This window comes from Eubacterium sp. 1001713B170207_170306_E7 (assembly GCF_015547515.1).
Taxonomy (GTDB): domain Bacteria; phylum Bacillota; class Clostridia; order Eubacteriales; family Eubacteriaceae; genus Eubacterium.
In genome coordinates this window covers 1-15652 of sequence record NZ_JADMVE010000012.1, presented here as the reverse complement: position 1 = coordinate 15652, position 15652 = coordinate 1, and the positions used below count along the sequence as shown (strand labels likewise).

16 protein-coding genes are annotated in these 15652 nt (G+C 50.7%); 4 read left to right on the top strand and 12 right to left on the bottom strand.

Going from position 1 to position 15652, the window contains the following annotated elements; all coding sequences use genetic code 11:
• Positions 1-100 precede the first annotated feature (100 nt).
• Both I2B62_RS19685 and I2B62_RS19680 read left to right on the top strand, forming a co-directional pair.
• On the top strand, positions 101-853 hold the full coding sequence (locus I2B62_RS19685; protein ID WP_195270733.1) for an energy-coupling factor ABC transporter permease: 753 nt from the start codon (positions 101-103) through the stop codon (positions 851-853).
• Between the two features lies 1 nt (position 854).
• The gene (locus I2B62_RS19680; protein WP_013382165.1) at positions 855-1175 is read left to right on the top strand and encodes an energy-coupling factor ABC transporter substrate-binding protein; all 321 of its coding nucleotides are present in this window, start codon (positions 855-857) and stop codon (positions 1173-1175) included.
• 219 nt (positions 1176-1394) lie between these two features.
• Here the strand turns inward: I2B62_RS19680 and I2B62_RS19675 are convergent, their stop codons facing one another.
• On the bottom strand, positions 1395-2069 hold the full coding sequence (locus I2B62_RS19675; RefSeq protein WP_195270732.1) for an energy-coupled thiamine transporter ThiT: 675 nt from the start codon (positions 2067-2069) through the stop codon (positions 1395-1397).
• 206 nt (positions 2070-2275) lie between these two features.
• Here I2B62_RS19675 and I2B62_RS19670 point away from each other — a divergent pair, with 206 nt between their 5' ends.
• Together I2B62_RS19670 and I2B62_RS19665 are read left to right on the top strand one after the other, a co-directional pair.
• Positions 2276-3937 carry a L,D-transpeptidase family protein gene (locus tag I2B62_RS19670; protein WP_195270731.1) on the top strand — a complete coding sequence of 554 codons (1662 nt, stop codon included), beginning with the start codon at positions 2276-2278 and terminating at the stop codon, positions 3935-3937.
• Positions 3938-4011: 74 nt separating this feature from the next.
• Positions 4012-4734 carry a DUF5131 family protein gene (locus I2B62_RS19665; protein ID WP_195270730.1) on the top strand — a complete coding sequence of 241 codons (723 nt, stop codon included), beginning with the start codon at positions 4012-4014 and terminating at the stop codon, positions 4732-4734.
• A 35-nt stretch (positions 4735-4769) separates the two neighbouring features.
• Here I2B62_RS19665 and I2B62_RS19660 read toward each other — a convergent pair whose 3' ends face one another.
• The 11 genes from I2B62_RS19660 to I2B62_RS19610 form a co-directional block, all read right to left on the bottom strand.
• Positions 4770-5993 (bottom strand): M20/M25/M40 family metallo-hydrolase, encoded by a 1224-nt coding sequence (locus I2B62_RS19660; protein ID WP_195270729.1) that lies wholly within the window; start codon positions 5991-5993, stop codon positions 4770-4772.
• A gap of 150 nt (positions 5994-6143) precedes the next feature.
• Positions 6144-6878, bottom strand: coding sequence for a GntR family transcriptional regulator (locus I2B62_RS19655; protein WP_195270728.1), 735 nt, complete (start codon positions 6876-6878; stop codon positions 6144-6146).
• A 122-nt stretch (positions 6879-7000) separates the two neighbouring features.
• Positions 7001-8365: a sn-glycerol-1-phosphate dehydrogenase gene (locus I2B62_RS19650; RefSeq protein WP_195270727.1), complete on the bottom strand. Its 1365-nt coding sequence runs from the start codon at positions 8363-8365 to the stop codon at positions 7001-7003.
• A gap of 60 nt (positions 8366-8425) precedes the next feature.
• A complete protein-coding gene (locus I2B62_RS19645) occupies positions 8426-9946 on the bottom strand; it encodes an FGGY family carbohydrate kinase (RefSeq protein WP_195270726.1) in 1521 nt (506 codons plus the stop codon).
• Between the two features lie 91 nt (positions 9947-10037).
• A complete protein-coding gene (gene deoC / locus I2B62_RS19640) occupies positions 10038-10757 on the bottom strand; it encodes a deoxyribose-phosphate aldolase (RefSeq protein ID WP_195270725.1) in 720 nt (239 codons plus the stop codon).
• 34 nt (positions 10758-10791) lie between these two features.
• Positions 10792-11511 carry a deoxyribose-phosphate aldolase gene (deoC, locus tag I2B62_RS19635; protein WP_195270724.1) on the bottom strand — a complete coding sequence of 240 codons (720 nt, stop codon included), beginning with the start codon at positions 11509-11511 and terminating at the stop codon, positions 10792-10794.
• A gap of 46 nt (positions 11512-11557) precedes the next feature.
• Positions 11558-12277, bottom strand: a complete 720-nt coding sequence (gene deoC / locus I2B62_RS19630) for a deoxyribose-phosphate aldolase (RefSeq protein ID WP_195270723.1) — start codon at positions 12275-12277, stop codon at positions 11558-11560.
• 37 nt (positions 12278-12314) lie between these two features.
• On the bottom strand, positions 12315-13034 hold the full coding sequence (gene deoC, locus I2B62_RS19625) for a deoxyribose-phosphate aldolase (RefSeq protein WP_195270722.1): 720 nt from the start codon (positions 13032-13034) through the stop codon (positions 12315-12317).
• Between the two features lie 24 nt (positions 13035-13058).
• On the bottom strand, positions 13059-13715 hold the full coding sequence (locus I2B62_RS19620; RefSeq protein ID WP_195270721.1) for an HAD-IA family hydrolase: 657 nt from the start codon (positions 13713-13715) through the stop codon (positions 13059-13061).
• An 8-nt stretch (positions 13716-13723) separates the two neighbouring features.
• A complete protein-coding gene (locus I2B62_RS19615; RefSeq protein ID WP_195270720.1) occupies positions 13724-14662 on the bottom strand; it encodes a PHP domain-containing protein in 939 nt (312 codons plus the stop codon).
• A gap of 11 nt (positions 14663-14673) precedes the next feature.
• On the bottom strand, positions 14674-15525 hold the full coding sequence (locus I2B62_RS19610) for a class II fructose-bisphosphate aldolase (RefSeq protein ID WP_195270719.1): 852 nt from the start codon (positions 15523-15525) through the stop codon (positions 14674-14676).
• Positions 15526-15652 lie beyond the last annotated feature (127 nt).

Below are 15652 nucleotides of genomic sequence, written 5' to 3'. Positions count from 1 at the left end.
ACTTTCACTGCTTATCCGTCTGGTAAGCGGTTTTTTTTCGCCCTGCTGTCCTGTTGATTGAATCGTAGCCCGGTAAAATTCATTTTTGGAGGAGGTAAAAATGACAAAGAACCAAAGAAAGTTTGTCACACTGCTGGGCGCGTGGGCGCTTGTATTCGGGATTGTACCCGCCGCAAACGCAATGCATATTATGGAGGGCTATCTTCCTGTGGGGTACTGCATTGCATGGGGCGTTATCTGTATTCCCTTTTTAGCTGCCGGGTTTTTCTCAATTAAGAAAACCCTGACGGGCAACAGAAGATCCATTACGCTTCTGGCCATGGCTGGCGCTTTCATTTTCGTTATTTCATCACTCAAGATCCCTTCTGTAACAGGCAGTTGTTCCCACATGACGGGTACAGGTCTTGGGGCCATCTTATTTGGACCAAGCGCGGTCAGTATTCTTGGCATCATCGTCTTATTATTCCAGGCCATCCTGCTGGCGCACGGCGGCTTAACCACCCTTGGCGCAAACACCTTTTCAATGGCCATTGCCGGCCCCTTTGTGTCTTTTGGCATCTACAAGCTCTGCCAGAAGCTGAAGGTTAACCGCAAGGTTGGCGTTTTTCTTGCCGCCGCGCTTGGGGATTTGTTCACCTACTGTATTACCAGTTTCCAGCTGGCTTTGGCTTATCCTTCTGAACAGGGCGGTGTGGCCGCATCGGCTGTAAAATTCCTGGGTGTCTTTGCCCCGACTCAGCTGCCGCTGGCCATCATCGAAGGGATTTTAACGGTTATTATCGTTATCGCTTTAGAAACCTACGCAAGCCCGGAACTCAAATCCATTGGCTTCTTAGCATCGGAGGAAGTGTAAAATGAGCAAAAACAAAAAATTAGTGATCGTTCTCCTGGTGATTGTGGCTTTACTGGTGGTCGTACCACTTTTTGCCCTTCAGGGCGCTGAATTTGGCGGTTCTGACGACGCGGGCAGCACAATGATTGAAGAAATTCAGGGCGGCGAATACGAGCCCTGGTTCACCCCTGTGCTTGAGACCATGATCAACGGTGAACTGCCTGGCGAGGTAGAATCTCTGATTTTCTGCCTTCAGACCGGGATTGGCGTTGGTATTCTGGCTTTCTTTATGGGCCGCCTGGTTGAGCGGAAAAAGCTTGGCAAGGAAGAAGCCGAGCTGTAAGCCCTCAGCCTAAAAACCGATAGATATCAAAAAAATAAAACACGCTCACACGGCGTGTTTTATTTTTTTGAAGCCTCTTTTGTTTTACTGCTACACCAGTAATGGTACTGTCCACACGCTTGACGCTGGACAGTGCAGCTGTGACGAGTTTTCACAGCCTGGGTGGTGATTTCTTTCTCTTTTTGCGGCGGTATCCTGCCTTAAGCAAGATTATCCGTTTTAAATTTCCGCAATCTCCCGCACACGGGCCAGTCCCTTCGATACCGATGGAACAGCCAGCAGAATCATTGTCAGCGCGCCCTCCGAGAAAATATAGACCGCGTTGTACACCATTGAGTACGGCAGCGCACCCCATCCCTCCCAGGCCATGGAGCCGAAAAACAGCCAGCCGGACAGCACCGCGAACACGTAGCGGCCGCAGATTCCGGCCAGGTATCCCTTTATCAGCCCGTGCTTCGACTGGCTGAAGAAACCGGATAAGCCCAGCGCACCAAAGGCGAGCACATAATCGACCAGCACCTGAAGGGGGTATAAGATAAAGGGGTCGATCACCATCTGCAGAATACCGTAGGCGATGGCCGCCAGAATTCCTGTTTTGGGGCCGTACCAATAGCCCGTCAACGTAATGAAAAGCATGCTGAACAGCGTCACAGAGCCGCCGGTGGGCAAATGGAAGATTTTAATGTTCGATGCCACCACTGCCAGCGCAATGGCCGCCGCGCAGAAGGTCAGATGCCGGGTACTGATCTGACGGTGTTCGGTTTTCCCGGCAGCCAGCGAGGCGGTCACCAGCACCACTGCCATCAGACCGATGAGCACAGCGTATCCCGCGGTTGTCGGCAGATAGGTGATACCGCCGTCAGACGCTACGGGCTTTATAAAAAATTCAAGCATGATTTGCTTACCTCCAAAGATACAGCGTTATAAGTTTCAGGCGTATTTATTATACGTTTCCCAAAGCCAGGCTGTCAACCAGACCTGGGGATAAAATAATTCTTAAAGTTTCGGGAAGGGCTTAATATTCACAAATTAAAGATTTACCTTTACCCAAAAAAATGATAAAATCAACTATATACTGCAAAAAAAGAGGATTTAATCTTATGGATGAAAAGAATTTACAAGATCAGCGCGAGGAGCGTACCCGCGAAGAGCAGGCAATTGAGAACGCCTCTCTGTTTGAGCGTCCTGTCCCCCCGGAGGATGAGGTGATAATTGATGAGCCCGCAGCGCCGGAGGCAGAAGCGGAAACCATCATTGATCCCCCGGAGCCGCCGGAGGGCGAGACGGAAAATGCCGGTCCTGATGTCGGCGAGGTTCTCAGCTTTGACGACGATGATGACACCACGGTCAAGGATTCAGGCGATGGCGGGGAGCCGCCGGATATGCCTGAAAAGAAAGGCCATAAAAAGGTCTGGATTGGCATCGGCATTGGTGCCGCCGTTATTCTGGCCATTTACCTTGGCTTAAGCTTTTACTTCAGCACCCGCTTTTATTTTAACACCACCATGAACGGCTTTAACGTCACTGGAAAGACTGCGGCCCAGGTCGATGAAGAAATGCAGCAGAACGCGGCCACACACACCTTAACGTTAAAAGAACGCGGCGAAAAAACCGAAACCATTGCCGCGGATCAGGTCAACATGCGCTACATTTCGGATGGCAAGATTTCCCAGATGCTAAACGACCAGAATGCTTTTACCTGGCCGATGTCACTGCTTCCATCGGGCCGTCAGGATCTGGAGGCAACCTTCAGCTATGACGAGGCCCAGCTCATCAGCGCCCTGAACCAGCTTCAGGCCGTATCCGGCGCCGAGGTCGTCAAGGTCGCCAATGCCTATCCTAAATTTAACGGCGCGAGCTACGCCATCGAGCCTGAGGTTACCGGCAACGAGCTGGATCCTGCCAAGCTCAAGGAAGCCGTGAAAAACGCTATCTTATCCGGTGATACTGAGCTGGATCTGGAAGCGGCCGACTGCTATAAAAAGCCTTCCTTTACTAAGGAGTCCGCTAAAGTTAAAGAGGCCATGGACACCATGAACAAATACCTGAACGCCACGGTCACCTATACCTTTGGCGACGCCACAGAGGTGCTGGATAAAAACACCATCAATACCTGGCTGGCAGTGGACGACAATATGGACGTCCAGTTCAACCAGGACCTTATGACCACCTATGTGGCAAACCTGTCCGACAAGTACGATACCTATGGTATTACGCGCAGCTTTCAGACAAGCGGCGGCGGCAGTGTCAGCATTTCCTCCGGCGATTACGGCTGGCTGATCGACCAGGACGAAGAGGTCGCTGCCCTTATCCCGATTATCCAGGCCGGACAGCCTGTCACCCGGGAACCCGTTTACGCGCAGACTGCCGCAAGCCACGGCTCACCGGACTACGGCAATACCTATGTGGAAATCAGCCTCGGCGGACAATACATGTGGTTCTATAAGAACGGCAGCCTGGTCGTCGGCACCCCGGTTGTTACAGGCAGCCTGAGCGGAGGCTTCGCCACACCAAGCGGCGTTTACGGCCTTGATTATAAGGCGATGAATGTCACCTTAAAGGGCGAGGGTTATGCCTCTCCGGTTACCTTCTGGATGCCCTACGCTGGCGACATCGGTATTCACGACGCCTCCTGGCGGACGGATTTCGGCGGCAGCATTTATGTAAACAGCGGCTCCCACGGCTGTGTCAACACACCCTACGCAGCTGCTCAGGCCATTTATAATGGTGTCGAGGACGGCACTCCCGTCATTGTCTATTAATACGATTGAGGCGTTTAAAACGCCTGTGGCGTTCCAAAACGGAACGCCTTTTATTATTTTAGGAGGAATCCCTTATGTCGATCACCTGGAATCCCTGGCACGGCTGCCAGAAAATAAGCACAGGGTGTCAGAACTGCTACGTCTACCGCATGGATGAGCGATACGACCGCAACAGCCAGCAGGTATCCAAAAACGCCTGTTTCGATCTGCTGCTGAAGAAAAAGCGGGACGGCAGCTGGAAGGTACCGCCTGGCGAAATGGTGTATACCTGCTTTACCTCCGACTTTTTTCTGGACGCGGCCGACGCCTGGCGGCCGGAGGTCTGGGCGATGATGCGGGAGCGATCAGATTTAAGCTTCTTATTTATTACAAAGCGTATCCACCGCTTTGCCGAGTGCATCCCCGAGGACTGGGGCAGCGGCTACCCCAATGTCCATATCTGCTGTACGGTTGAAAACCAGGCCATGACAGACTACCGCCTGCCGCTGTTTAAAGCAGCCCCCATCCGTTACAAAAGCATTGTATGCTCGCCTCTGCTCGGCCCCATCGACCTTACCCCCTGGCTCGATCCCTCCTGGGTGTGCCAGGTAACCGTTGGCGGAGAATCCGGACTCAACGCCCGGGTATGCCATTATGACTGGATCCTGAGCCTGCACAGGCAGTGTGTCGACGCCGGGGTGGCCTTTCATTTCCAGCAGACCGGCGCCCGGCTGATAAAGGACCATAAGCTCTACCGGATCAGGCGCAAAGACCAGCATTCCCAGGCGCGAAAGGCCGGGATTAACTATACACCATAAAAAACCAGCTCAAGGGCTGGTTTTTTTACGCGATTCTATACTTCCTTTTTTAAATCGAGTACAGCTGCCAGCATGGCCTCTGTCCCCTGAATGGTTTTCATCATCTGTGAAATGCTGACCTGCTCTTTAGGCTGGTGCGCCCATTTCTCTTCGGCATGGGAATAGCCAATGGTCGGGATGCCCCGGAGGCCTGCCGTATAGCCGCCGTCTGTGCCGAACTTCCAGTAAAAGCATTCCGGTTTCTGACCGGCGCTCTCCAGAGCGTCCAGGGCTTTTTTCACAATGGGTATCTGCTGATCTGTGGCCCAGGGCGGATGGTATTTATTTACCTCGCAGGTATAACCTGTGTAGGTCTTTTCGCAATACGCGCGCGGATAGACCTCTGCCTGAAACGCCGGGTCTTTTTCCGCAAAGCCGTCAAGCACGACCTTAAGCTGACGCACCACATCCTCCAGCGTCTCGTCCGGCGAGTAACGCCGGTCAATGGATATTTCACATTCGTCAGGGATAATGCTCTGGGCGCCCGGACGCACAATACAATCGGTTATGGTAACCGAATTATCGCCCAGAACGGGGTGACCCTTGAGCGTTTCGGGCATTTCCTCGAAAATGTAGCGCATCACCGGCAGCATTTTTTCAAGGGCGTTGATGCCCTGCTTTGGCTGGGAAGAATGGGCGGTTTTTCCCATTGTCTTAACCACAAGCTCCACCTTTCCCCGGTGTCCCAGCGCTATTTTTCCTGAGCTCGGCTCACATAAAATACAGAGGTCGATCTTTTCACCGGCTAAGGTGTGGTCGATGAGGTACTGCATTCCCAGCATCTCCGCTGCTTCTTCATGAACCACCGCTGAAAAAATGACCCTGCCCTTTAGAGACGCGCCTGCATCCAGGGCCTGCTTAATCCGCTTAAATGCAAAAAACTGGGCGGCCAGTCCTGCTTTCAGGTCGCTGGCTCCCCTTCCGATGAGCACATCCCCCTCCACAGCGGCTTTAAAAGGGCTGTAGGGCTTCCACGCCTCCAGATTCCCCCCGGGCACCACATCGAGATGTCCGTTCAGCAGCACTGACGGGCCCTCTCCGCAGGCGATTTCACCATAAACGTTGCCCGCCTCATCGACCTGCGGCGTAACCCCGATTTGCTCCAGGGCCTGCTGCACAAATCCGGCGATCCTGCCTTCTTCTCCGGAAAGCGACGGCATCTCGATTAATGCCTTTAAAAACTGAATGTACTCAGCCTGTATTTTACAATTATCTGACATTTGATTTCCTCCTGATATCTATGTTTACGCTTATCAGTCGGTGGTTCACAATATCCAAAATAAAAAGACCAGCGCTTCAAGCCTGAAAGCCCTGCTATTGCAGAATATTCAGGTTATGTAAGGCTTTTGAAGCTGCTGGTCTCACCTCGTTTATAAATTATGAAATTCATATTTTAGTTTGATTTTATCGCCGCGGAAGACCACCTTTGAATACTCGTAAGGCATATCGTCCTGTGCAAAAAGAATATCCTCAAGAATCAGCAGGGGATAGCTCTCCTCCACACGGAACAGCTGGGATTCTTTCTTGGACGCCTTGACAGATTCCAGGGTCTCCTGGATACGTGTTGGCAGAAGCTGGTATTCTTTCTCAAGAATAATACAGAGCTGCTCGTCCACAAGGTCGTGCTTTTCAATCCCCTCACACAGCTGCACCGGGATATAAGAGTAATGCAGGCTGATCGGCCGCCCCTTCAGATAACGCATGCGCTCAATCAGCATGACTGGCGCCGCCTCCGGGATCCGCAGCTTTCTCGACACACTGCCGGAGGCCTGGATAATCGCAGAGTCCAGCAGCTTTGTGGTGGTCTCATAGCCCATACGCTCGAGCTGCTCCCGAAAGCCCATGTACGCCAGGGATTCTGTCATAATCTTTGGCTCCGATACAAAGGTACCCTTACCCGGGACACGGTAGAGCACGCCCTCCTGAACCAGATTCTGGCAGGCTGTCCGAATGGTCATACGGCTCAAATCATACTCTTTGCTCAGCTCGCTTTCAGAGGGGATTGCGGTTTGTGGTTTCCAAATGCCAGTATCTATATTATTTCGGATCAGTTCTTCCAACTGAACATAAAGTGGCTTTGGATTATTTCTTTCAATACTATTCATCTTTAATCCTCCTGAAAGTGTGTGTCTATATCATACCATAATGTTCAACGCTTTTTCAATATCGTAAACCACTTTGTTATAACGTAAACCTTCCGATTTTTTCGTTTTAAACTGGAACGGCCTTAGAATTCCAGTTTTTCTATTATTTTACTCGAAACATCTTCCATAATGCCGAGGGCCTCAGCCATCCACAGCGCATTGTAACGCCCGCTGCGTGTCTCCTTTGCATAATAAAGGCTTTTTACCAGCTCATCCTTATCGATCTGCAGCTGTCTGGGATGCCAGGGGCCGCCCACTTTTTTTAATTTTTCTGCAAGGGCTTCGGAGGAGGGCATTGTCTCAAACCGTCTGGCCAATGCTTCCCGGTGCTCGATGATCTTTTCGATTTCGCTGCGCCGCACGCTTTTATCAAAGGAATGGTTTTCTGCCTGCAACGCCAGAATACTGTCTGCTCCATCACCGTATACTGCCCGTATTTCCTTTTCCCATTGGGCTTTGTCCCAGGTCTTTTCCACTGCCTGCTCAACATCGAAGCGCTCAAAATCAATGGCCATTATTTCTTCCCAGATCATGGTGTTGATCACAGCCCCGACGCCAACCTCCTGGCCGTGCATTGACTGCGGCATACCCTTTTCGTCCTGGCATTTGATCCAGAAATGGTTCAGCTGATGCTCTGCGCCGGAGCCGCAGGGTGATGAATCATACCACGCCATGGCCACAGCGCTCTTATACAGGGCGTCTGTCAGCTTTTCGATGGCTTTTCTGTCTCCGGGCACAATGCCCTCGATTGTCGCCTCTGCCGTGCCCTCGGCAATACACTCGCCCATCATGGCCTCTACCCGGTCGCAATAGTAGATATCCTTAATCAGTTTTCCCGCATACCAGTCCATGCCCGCGCTTATTTTAGAGATCACCTCACCCACACCGGCGGCATTCATGACGCTTGGGGCTTTGGCGATGATGTCGGAATCGGCCAGAATCAAGCTGGGGTAATTGAGGTAATAGGTCACCTGCAGCCCATTCACAATGATAATGGACATATTGGTAAAAAAGCCGTCCATTGTCATGGCCGATGGAATGGACACACACGCCAGTTTCAGGCGCGTTGCCGCATAACGGACCACATCGGTTACCGTTCCGCCTCCCAAGGATACGATATAATCGGCGTCAAAGGGCGTATTGCAGATCACATTTCCAACGGTGTGCTCATCCGGGCGTATCCGTCCCTCAAGCACATAGCATTCGATCTCAAGCCCCTGCTCCTGCCACTGCGCGTAGATTTCTCTGCCAATGGACTCAAATATGATCTCGTCGGTTATGAGGATTCCTTTTTTGCCAAGCTGAAGCGCCTTGACGTAGTGGGGCAGCTTTCTGGCCGCCCCCGAATCAATGACGACTTCTCCAATCGGCATCTTGTGGTGCCGCCCGCATTCACAGTCAAAATCATGCCTTTCATAAATATTAAAACCGAGGTTCTGCGTATCCATTTTTTCCTCCAAATAAAAGACTGGCCAGTATTAACCTGGCCAGTGCGTATATGTTTTTTATTAGAATATACGGTTGTCCAGGGCGTTATAAACATTGATAAAACGCTGATAAGCTTTATCATATGCCGCGAATTTTTCCGGATTCGGTTCGTAAACTTCTGTCAGCTTAACCGCCTTTTCGGCCGCGTCCCGGCAGTCTTTATAAGCGTCAACCCCAATGCCCGCATACAGGGCCGCACCCAGACAGCCTGTTTCGCTTGCGCTTAACAGCTGAATCGGCAGCTTGAAGATATCGGCCAGCATCTGGCACCACATCGGTGACTTGGCGGCCCCGCCAGTCAGGCGGATTGCGTTGATATTGATTCCGGCTTCCAGCTCGGCGTTGATAATATCATAAACTTCAAAGCTGATGCCTTCCATGACGGCTCTCGCCATGTCGGCTTTTTTCGTTCCAAGGGACATTCCGATGAAAACACCGCGCGCTTTATCATTGATCTTTGAGCCTGAAGCCCCCTGCAGGTAAGGCAGGAAGGTTATGCCGTTTGCTCCTGGCGGTACATCGGCGATCTGTGCGTTGATGAGCTCATAGGGGTCTGTTTTAACCAGGTCCGCCGAGAACTTTTCAATATCACAGAAGGTATCCCGGTACCAGCGGTAGCTTGAAGCGGATGTATTGGAAAAGGCCTCGATGGTATAATTGCCGACGCCGTGGTTTCCCTTAACGACCAGTCTGCCCTTGGGATCACGGATGGGTTCATCACTTACGATAAAGCATGAGCCAAAGGTTCCCATGACCACAACAGCGGTTCCGTCGTCAACGCCGCCTGAGCCAAAGGTGTTACAGTTCTGGTCATGCGCCCCGATACAAATCGGTGTGCCTTCGGCCAGACCGGTTAATTCAGCGACATCTTTTGGAATATGGCCGACAACTTTGCCCGGTTCATCTACCAGCTCCGCTCTTTTTTCCAATGGAATCCCCAGCATTTCATGCATGCGGGGCGACCAGCATTTGTTGTTGATGTCCATCATCCCTTCACGGCTTGCGGATGAAAAGTCTGTATAGTAGCCGTCTGCGCCAAGCTGTTTGAGGAAGTAATCCTGATGTGTGGAGAACATGGCTGTTTTGTTCCAGTTTTCCGGTTCATGGTGTTTAAGCCATACAAGCTTCGCGATACTGAAGCACATTCCCAGCGGGTCCCCTGTCAGCTGGTAGTATTCTTCTCTTGGAATCTGATTGGTAATCCATTTGATTTCTTCCTCGCTGCCCCGCAGATCCTGCCAGCCTACAAAGGGACGGATCAATTCGCCATTTTCATCTAAAAGGCCGATGACAGACCCCTGGGAAGAAAGGCCCACAGCCAGAATATCCTTTGGATCTACCTGAGCCTTGCGGATGGCTTCCTTGCAGGTTTTGAACAGCGCTGGTGTCATGTCCTCCGGAATCTGTTCTACCCAGCCTTCGTGCGGATAATAGCATGGGTATTCCCGGTAATCGCTCCCGATAAGGTTTCCTTCAAGGTCAAAAACGCATACTTTACAGCCGGTTGTTCCGGCGTCCATACCAACTAAATATTTTCCCATTTTGTTTCTCCTCTATAAATTAATTTTAATTTAAACCATTAAATTCCTCATCAAAGTCCCCCAACTCTGATTTCAGCCTTATGTTTTTGTTTTATCCCTGGTATGCGGGGATCATTCCAATTTTCCGTAAATCATCAACACCGTCTAAGATTTCCTTGCCGCCCTGTGTTCCGATCAGCTCTGCTCCGGCTAAAATAAAGGCAAAGGCATTCTGCGGGCGCGGCGCCTTGACCCCTGCGACCTTAACCTTCGTGTCAGAGCCTTCAAGGGCGTCTACCATTAAGATAACGTCCGAAACGCTTGGTCCGGCGTACTGTCCTGTCGAGGTCTTAACCCAGTCGATTCCGGCTTCGGCCACCAGCTTGGTAGCGGTTACAATTTCTTCCTTGGTCAGCATGCAGGTTTCAATGATCATTTTGGTCATCGCCGGGCCCGCAGCTTTTTTATAGTCCTTAAATTCCTGTAAAACCTTATCATATTTGCCTTCTTTAAAGTCGCCGACATTCATGCAGTTGTCTAAAACAGTGGCGCCTAAGCGAACGGCTTCTTCTGCTTCAAAGCATTTTACCGCGCTGCTCTGCTGTCCGAAAGGAAAACCGATTCCCGCACCGACCAGCAGGTCTGTTCCCTTCAGTTCTTCTGCAACCACCGGTGTCCAGTAGGACGAGGAAAAACAAAAGGCCTTACAATTGTACTCAATCGCTGTCCGGCAGCCTCTGCGGATATCCTCTTCTGTTGAGTCTTTTCCCAAAACAGAAAAATCAATCAGCTTCCCCATGTCACGTTTCGTCATTTTTGATAAATCAACCATCTCTTACTCCTTTGCTTTGTTATTATTTTTAAATTTAACCTTCGTATTTTGGAACAACGCCGATTTCGCGCATCATGTCTAAGGAATCAATGATCTGCGGCGCCTGGCGGGTACCGATCAATTCTGCACCGCCCATTAAGAAGCAGTAAGCGTTTTGTGCCCTCGGGAACTTAACACCGGATACCTTTACCTTTGTGTCGCTGCCTTCCAGGGTCTTTGCCATAAGACGTACCTGCTCCATCGTTGGGCCTTCCCACTGCCCTGTTGATGATTTGGCCCAGTCCAGTCCAGCTTCGGCGATGAGCTCGCAGCCGATTCGGATTTCTTCATCGGTCAGCATACATACTTCCAGGATCATTTTGGTGATGGCCGGACCTGCTGCCTTTTTATAGTCCTTGAATTCCTGAAGAATCTGGTCATATTTTTTATCCTTCATGAGGCCGACGTTCATGACATTGTCCAGAACGGTCGCGCCCATTCTTACGGCTTCTTCTGTTTCAAAGCATTTTACCGCGCTGGTCTGCTGCCCAAAGGGAAAGCCAATCCCTGCACCTACTAAAATATCGGTGCCCTTGAGCTCTTCCGCGACAACAGACGACCAAACAGAAGAGGAAAAACAAAAAGCCTTCACATTGTATTCAATGGCTGTTTTGCACTCTTTGCGGATAATGGCCTCTGTTGTGTCTTTTGGGCCAATGAAATAATCGAAACATTTACCAACATCCTTTTTTGTCATCTTTGAAAAATCAATCATTTTTTACTCCTTGTCCTGTAATCCCTTAATTTGTATAGCAGCTGCCTTATCCTTCATAAGGCGGCAGTAACCCAATCTCACGCATCTGATCCATGGCGTTAATGATCTCAGGTGCGGACCGTGTCCCGATGAGCTCGGCACCGGCCATGATAAATGCCCAGGCGTTCTGTGGTCTTGGGAACTTCACGCCCGAAACCTTCAGCTTAACGCTGGAGTCTGCGATCGTCTCCTTCATGATCAGAACCTGCTCCATGGTAGGCCCTTCAAACTGCCCGGTGGCCGATTTGGCGTAGTCAAGCCCGGCTTCCTTTATGAGCTCACACCCCGCCTTTATCTCATCGTCCGTCAGAAAGGCAACATCCAGAATCCCTTTTGTCATACGGCCCTGAGCGGCATTCTTAAAATCGACGAGCTCCTGTTTCACCACATCGTATTTTTTGTCCTTTAATGCGCCGATATTGATGACCATATCCAGGCACGTGCAGCCTGCTTTTACAGCCAGCTCTGTTTCCATCGCTTTTACGGCTGAGGGCTGCGACCCAAAGGGAAAGCTGATTCCGGTCGCAATATTGACGTCTGTATCGCCCAGCTCTTCCACCACCACCGGTGTCCAGTAGGGCGAGGAGGAATAGAAAGCCGCGCAGTTATAGGCTTTTGCTTCCCGGCATCCCTTTCGGATGGCTTCCTCATTCGTGTCCTTTGGCAGAATCGCGTAATCAAACAGTTTTCCGGCGTCCCATTTGGTCAATTTTTTTAAATCAATCATTTTTATCTCCTGGTATATTCTGTTGAATCCACTTGCTTTATTTTTGAAGCGGCGGCACAATGCCGATCTCACGCATCTGGTCCAGAGCCTCGATGATCGCCACAGCTGCCCGGGTTCCAATCAGATCTGCCCCTGCCAGTAAAAACGCGTAGGCATTCTGCGGTCTCGGAAATTTGACTCCGGCAACCTTCAGCTTAATATCCGCGTCCTTTAGTGTTCGCTTCATGAGTAAAAACTGGTCCATCGACGGCCCTTCAAACTGCCCGGTCGAGGTCTTCGCATAATCAATTCCCGCTTCGGCAATCAGGTTACACCCTGCGACAATTTCATCGTCTGTCAGGAAATTAACATCCATAATACATTTGGTCAGGTTTCCCTCAGCGGCTTTCACGAAAGCGTCCAGTCCAGCCTTTACCTCTTTGTAGTTCTTATCCTTAAGCGCGCCGATATTCATAACCATATCCAGCGCTGTACAACCGAGCCGGACTGCCTCCTCGGTCTCAAGCCCCTTCATCTTTACCGTTGACGCGCCAAAGGGAAAATCCAGGCCTGTCGCGATATGAATGTCTGTTCCCTCAAGCTCTTCCTTTACCACAGGCGTCCAATAGGGTGAGGCCGAATAAAACGCTGCGCAGTTATAGGCTTTTGCTTCCTGACAGCCCCTGCGAATATCCTCTTCAGTTGTATCCTTGGGCAGTACGGAATGGTCAAAGCACTTTCCCAGCGACCACTTATCCATTTTCGATAAATCAACCATCGTTTTCCTCCTGAATTTTTATTTTTAAAGGAGCAGTTCCTTTATTTCATCAATTCCATCCACCATATAAGCCGGCCCCAGGTCTCTCAGCACTTCACTGCTGCCATACCCGTAGGTCACTGCGCACACATCCACCTCTGCGTTATGTCCTGTCATAAAATCGGTCTTGGTGTCGCCCACCAGCACAGCCTGTTCGGGCCGCATCTGGTAATGCGCGAGTATTTTCTTTATACATTCCGGGTGAGGCTTTGGGTTTTCAACATCGTCCGCGGTCACCAGATAGTCAAAATACTCGTCAAAGGCCAGGGTTTTCATGATTTTTTCTGTGGCGCTTCTGATCTTATAGGTTGCCAGAGCCATGGGCCTGCCCATTTTCCGGTAATGCCCCAATACGTCCTTGACGCCGGGATACAAATCCGTATACACAGCGCAGTTTTCCTCATAATAAGCTTTAAACAAAGGAAGGATTTCACGGTCGATTAAAGCCTCCTTATCCTCTCCGAGGCTCTTCAGCAGAACATTGCGGGCTCCGCCGCCGATACAGCCCCGGATAAAGGTGTCGGACCTGGGTTCAAAGCCATACTTCTCGATGATGTACTGGACCGTGGCTACAATATCAGCCGCGGAGTCGACCAGTGTGCCATCCAGGTCAAAAATAATCAAATCATAATGTTTTCCCATTTGCTCACCTACAATCTGGACAACAGCGCGTTGCTGTGAAAATATTCTGGCGTAATGCCGCATTCACCGATGTTCCGGACTTTTTTGCTGGACTTCTTATAGTCCGCGTGATAGTCTGAGCCGCCAGAAATGATCGCTACTCTTCCGCTGTAGTCCCTGCGCACCTGCTCGATGATTTCTTCCTTTGTCAGCGGGCCATTGTAGGTTGTTTTATCATAGGTGTAAGAGGCCTCGATGCCGTCCAGCCCGCCCTTGATCAGGCGGTCGATGTATTCTGCTCTTGAGCATTCCAGGGATTTTGTCTTAACCCTTTCATCAATGAGGTAGGGGTGCGCCAGGATCACAATCCCTCCCGCGCGGTGTACGATATCAATGATGGCCAGGGGGTCTGGTTTTTCACGCTTCACACTGTATTCCGGCGTATTTCGGATCATCAGCTTGGCGTCGCTCCAGGTTTCGGTATAGCCCTTTTCGGCCATGAGGTTAAAGATGATTTTTTTCTGTACATCCTCGGGCTTTCTCGGAATATCGTTATAATTCAGCACTTCCTCCCAGCTGATGGGAAACCCTTTCTCGGTCAGCAGCTCGGTCAGTCTCCGGTAGGAGTCAATCTTACTCTGAACGATGATCCGGTTCATGGCCAGAATTTCAGGGCTCGAGTAATCACAGCCAAAGGCCACCAGGTGTACATCCTCCACTTCTGTTTCACAGGAGAACTCAATTCCCTTTAAAACCTTCATGCCCTTTTTCTCAGCGTAGCGCTCCACATCAACCATGAGTCCGCCTACCTCAATCTTTTCCGGCGGCAGCACGTCATGGTCTGTAATGGCAACCACCTTCATGCCCAGCGCCGCCGCGGTATCCAGAAATTCCTTCGGGGTATCGTTGCCGTCGGAGCGGGTAGTGTGGCTGTGCAGATCACAGAGATAATTTGGTTTGTAGTCCATATGCTCACTTCCTAATCTTCTAATAAGCTGAACAGCGTGATGTGGTTTCGCACGACCTCTTTGACTTTTTCTTTTACAAAAGCATCGAGCTTCAGCGGATCGTTTTCGTCAGGACGCAGTTTTGTGTAATCTCTCATAGCACCGCAGTAAGCGATCTTGATGGCTGTTGAAATATTGACCTTGGCCGCCCCCAGAGCGATCAGCCGCTTAAAGGTGCCGGTGCTCAGGCCAGTACCGCCGTGCAGCACCAGAGGGCAGGATGAAAAGCTGTTGATGTTCTCAAAAAGGTCGTAATCAATTTTTACCTCGCCCTTATAAACGCCGTGGGCGGTTCCGATGGCCGGGGCAAAGGCATCGATTTTTGTCTCGTCAAGATAAACCCTGCAGTCCTCCGGGTTGGCCAGAGCGCTCTGGTCTTCGTCCACGACAATATCGTCCTCCACGCCCACAATGGCGCCGAGCTCACCCTCGACAGTGACATCTTTGGCATGGGCTGTCTCTACGATTTTTCTGGTGTTGGCGATATTTTCCATCAAGGGCAGCTTTGAGCCGTCATACATAACAGAGCTCCACCCGCCGTCAATACAAGCGATGGTAAAGTCAACATCGGTCGAATGGTCCAGATGCACTGCCACGTCGACCTTGGCGTTTTCCACAATGGGTCTTAAGAACTGCATCATTTCTGCAATTCCAAACTGCTTGACGGTCTTAACCGAGGTCTGAAGAATGATCGGGCACTCGAGCTCTTCGGCGGCCTCTACGGCTGCCTTTGCCGTCATTTGATTGACAATGTTGAAGGCGCCCACGGCGTACCCGCCTTTCCGGGCATCCTTCAATATTTTTTCCATGTTTACATAACTCATTTCATGACCTCATTTCTTATTCTGATTTTTATTGTGCGCCGTTGGCCGCATTCATAAACCGGCGCTGATAGCTGATGACCTGATTGCAGGAGGTGAAGCGCGCCAGATAGGCTGGCTCTGCTGTGAT

What these genes read in the sequence shown, in the direction of transcription:
- I2B62_RS19685 (WP_195270733.1), top strand. Translation starts at nt 101, where the DNA reads ATGACAAAGAACCAAAGAAAGTTTGTCACACTGCTGGGCGCGTGGGCG.
- I2B62_RS19680 (WP_013382165.1), top strand. Translation starts at nt 855, where the DNA reads ATGAGCAAAAACAAAAAATTAGTGATCGTTCTCCTGGTGATTGTGGCT.
- I2B62_RS19675 (WP_195270732.1), bottom strand. Translation starts at nt 2,069, where the DNA reads ATGCTTGAATTTTTTATAAAGCCCGTAGCGTCTGACGGCGGTATCACC.
- I2B62_RS19670 (WP_195270731.1), top strand. Translation starts at nt 2,276, where the DNA reads ATGGATGAAAAGAATTTACAAGATCAGCGCGAGGAGCGTACCCGCGAA.
- I2B62_RS19665 (WP_195270730.1), top strand. Translation starts at nt 4,012, where the DNA reads ATGTCGATCACCTGGAATCCCTGGCACGGCTGCCAGAAAATAAGCACA.
- I2B62_RS19660 (WP_195270729.1), bottom strand. Translation starts at nt 5,993, where the DNA reads ATGTCAGATAATTGTAAAATACAGGCTGAGTACATTCAGTTTTTAAAG.
- I2B62_RS19655 (WP_195270728.1), bottom strand. Translation starts at nt 6,878, where the DNA reads ATGAATAGTATTGAAAGAAATAATCCAAAGCCACTTTATGTTCAGTTG.
- I2B62_RS19650 (WP_195270727.1), bottom strand. Translation starts at nt 8,365, where the DNA reads ATGGATACGCAGAACCTCGGTTTTAATATTTATGAAAGGCATGATTTT.
- I2B62_RS19645 (WP_195270726.1), bottom strand. Translation starts at nt 9,946, where the DNA reads ATGGGAAAATATTTAGTTGGTATGGACGCCGGAACAACCGGCTGTAAA.
- deoC (WP_195270725.1), bottom strand. Translation starts at nt 10,757, where the DNA reads ATGGTTGATTTATCAAAAATGACGAAACGTGACATGGGGAAGCTGATT.
- deoC (WP_195270724.1), bottom strand. Translation starts at nt 11,511, where the DNA reads ATGATTGATTTTTCAAAGATGACAAAAAAGGATGTTGGTAAATGTTTC.
- deoC (WP_195270723.1), bottom strand. Translation starts at nt 12,277, where the DNA reads ATGATTGATTTAAAAAAATTGACCAAATGGGACGCCGGAAAACTGTTT.
- deoC (WP_195270722.1), bottom strand. Translation starts at nt 13,034, where the DNA reads ATGGTTGATTTATCGAAAATGGATAAGTGGTCGCTGGGAAAGTGCTTT.
- I2B62_RS19620 (WP_195270721.1), bottom strand. Translation starts at nt 13,715, where the DNA reads ATGGGAAAACATTATGATTTGATTATTTTTGACCTGGATGGCACACTG.
- I2B62_RS19615 (WP_195270720.1), bottom strand. Translation starts at nt 14,662, where the DNA reads ATGGACTACAAACCAAATTATCTCTGTGATCTGCACAGCCACACTACC.
- I2B62_RS19610 (WP_195270719.1), bottom strand. Translation starts at nt 15,525, where the DNA reads ATGAGTTATGTAAACATGGAAAAAATATTGAAGGATGCCCGGAAAGGC.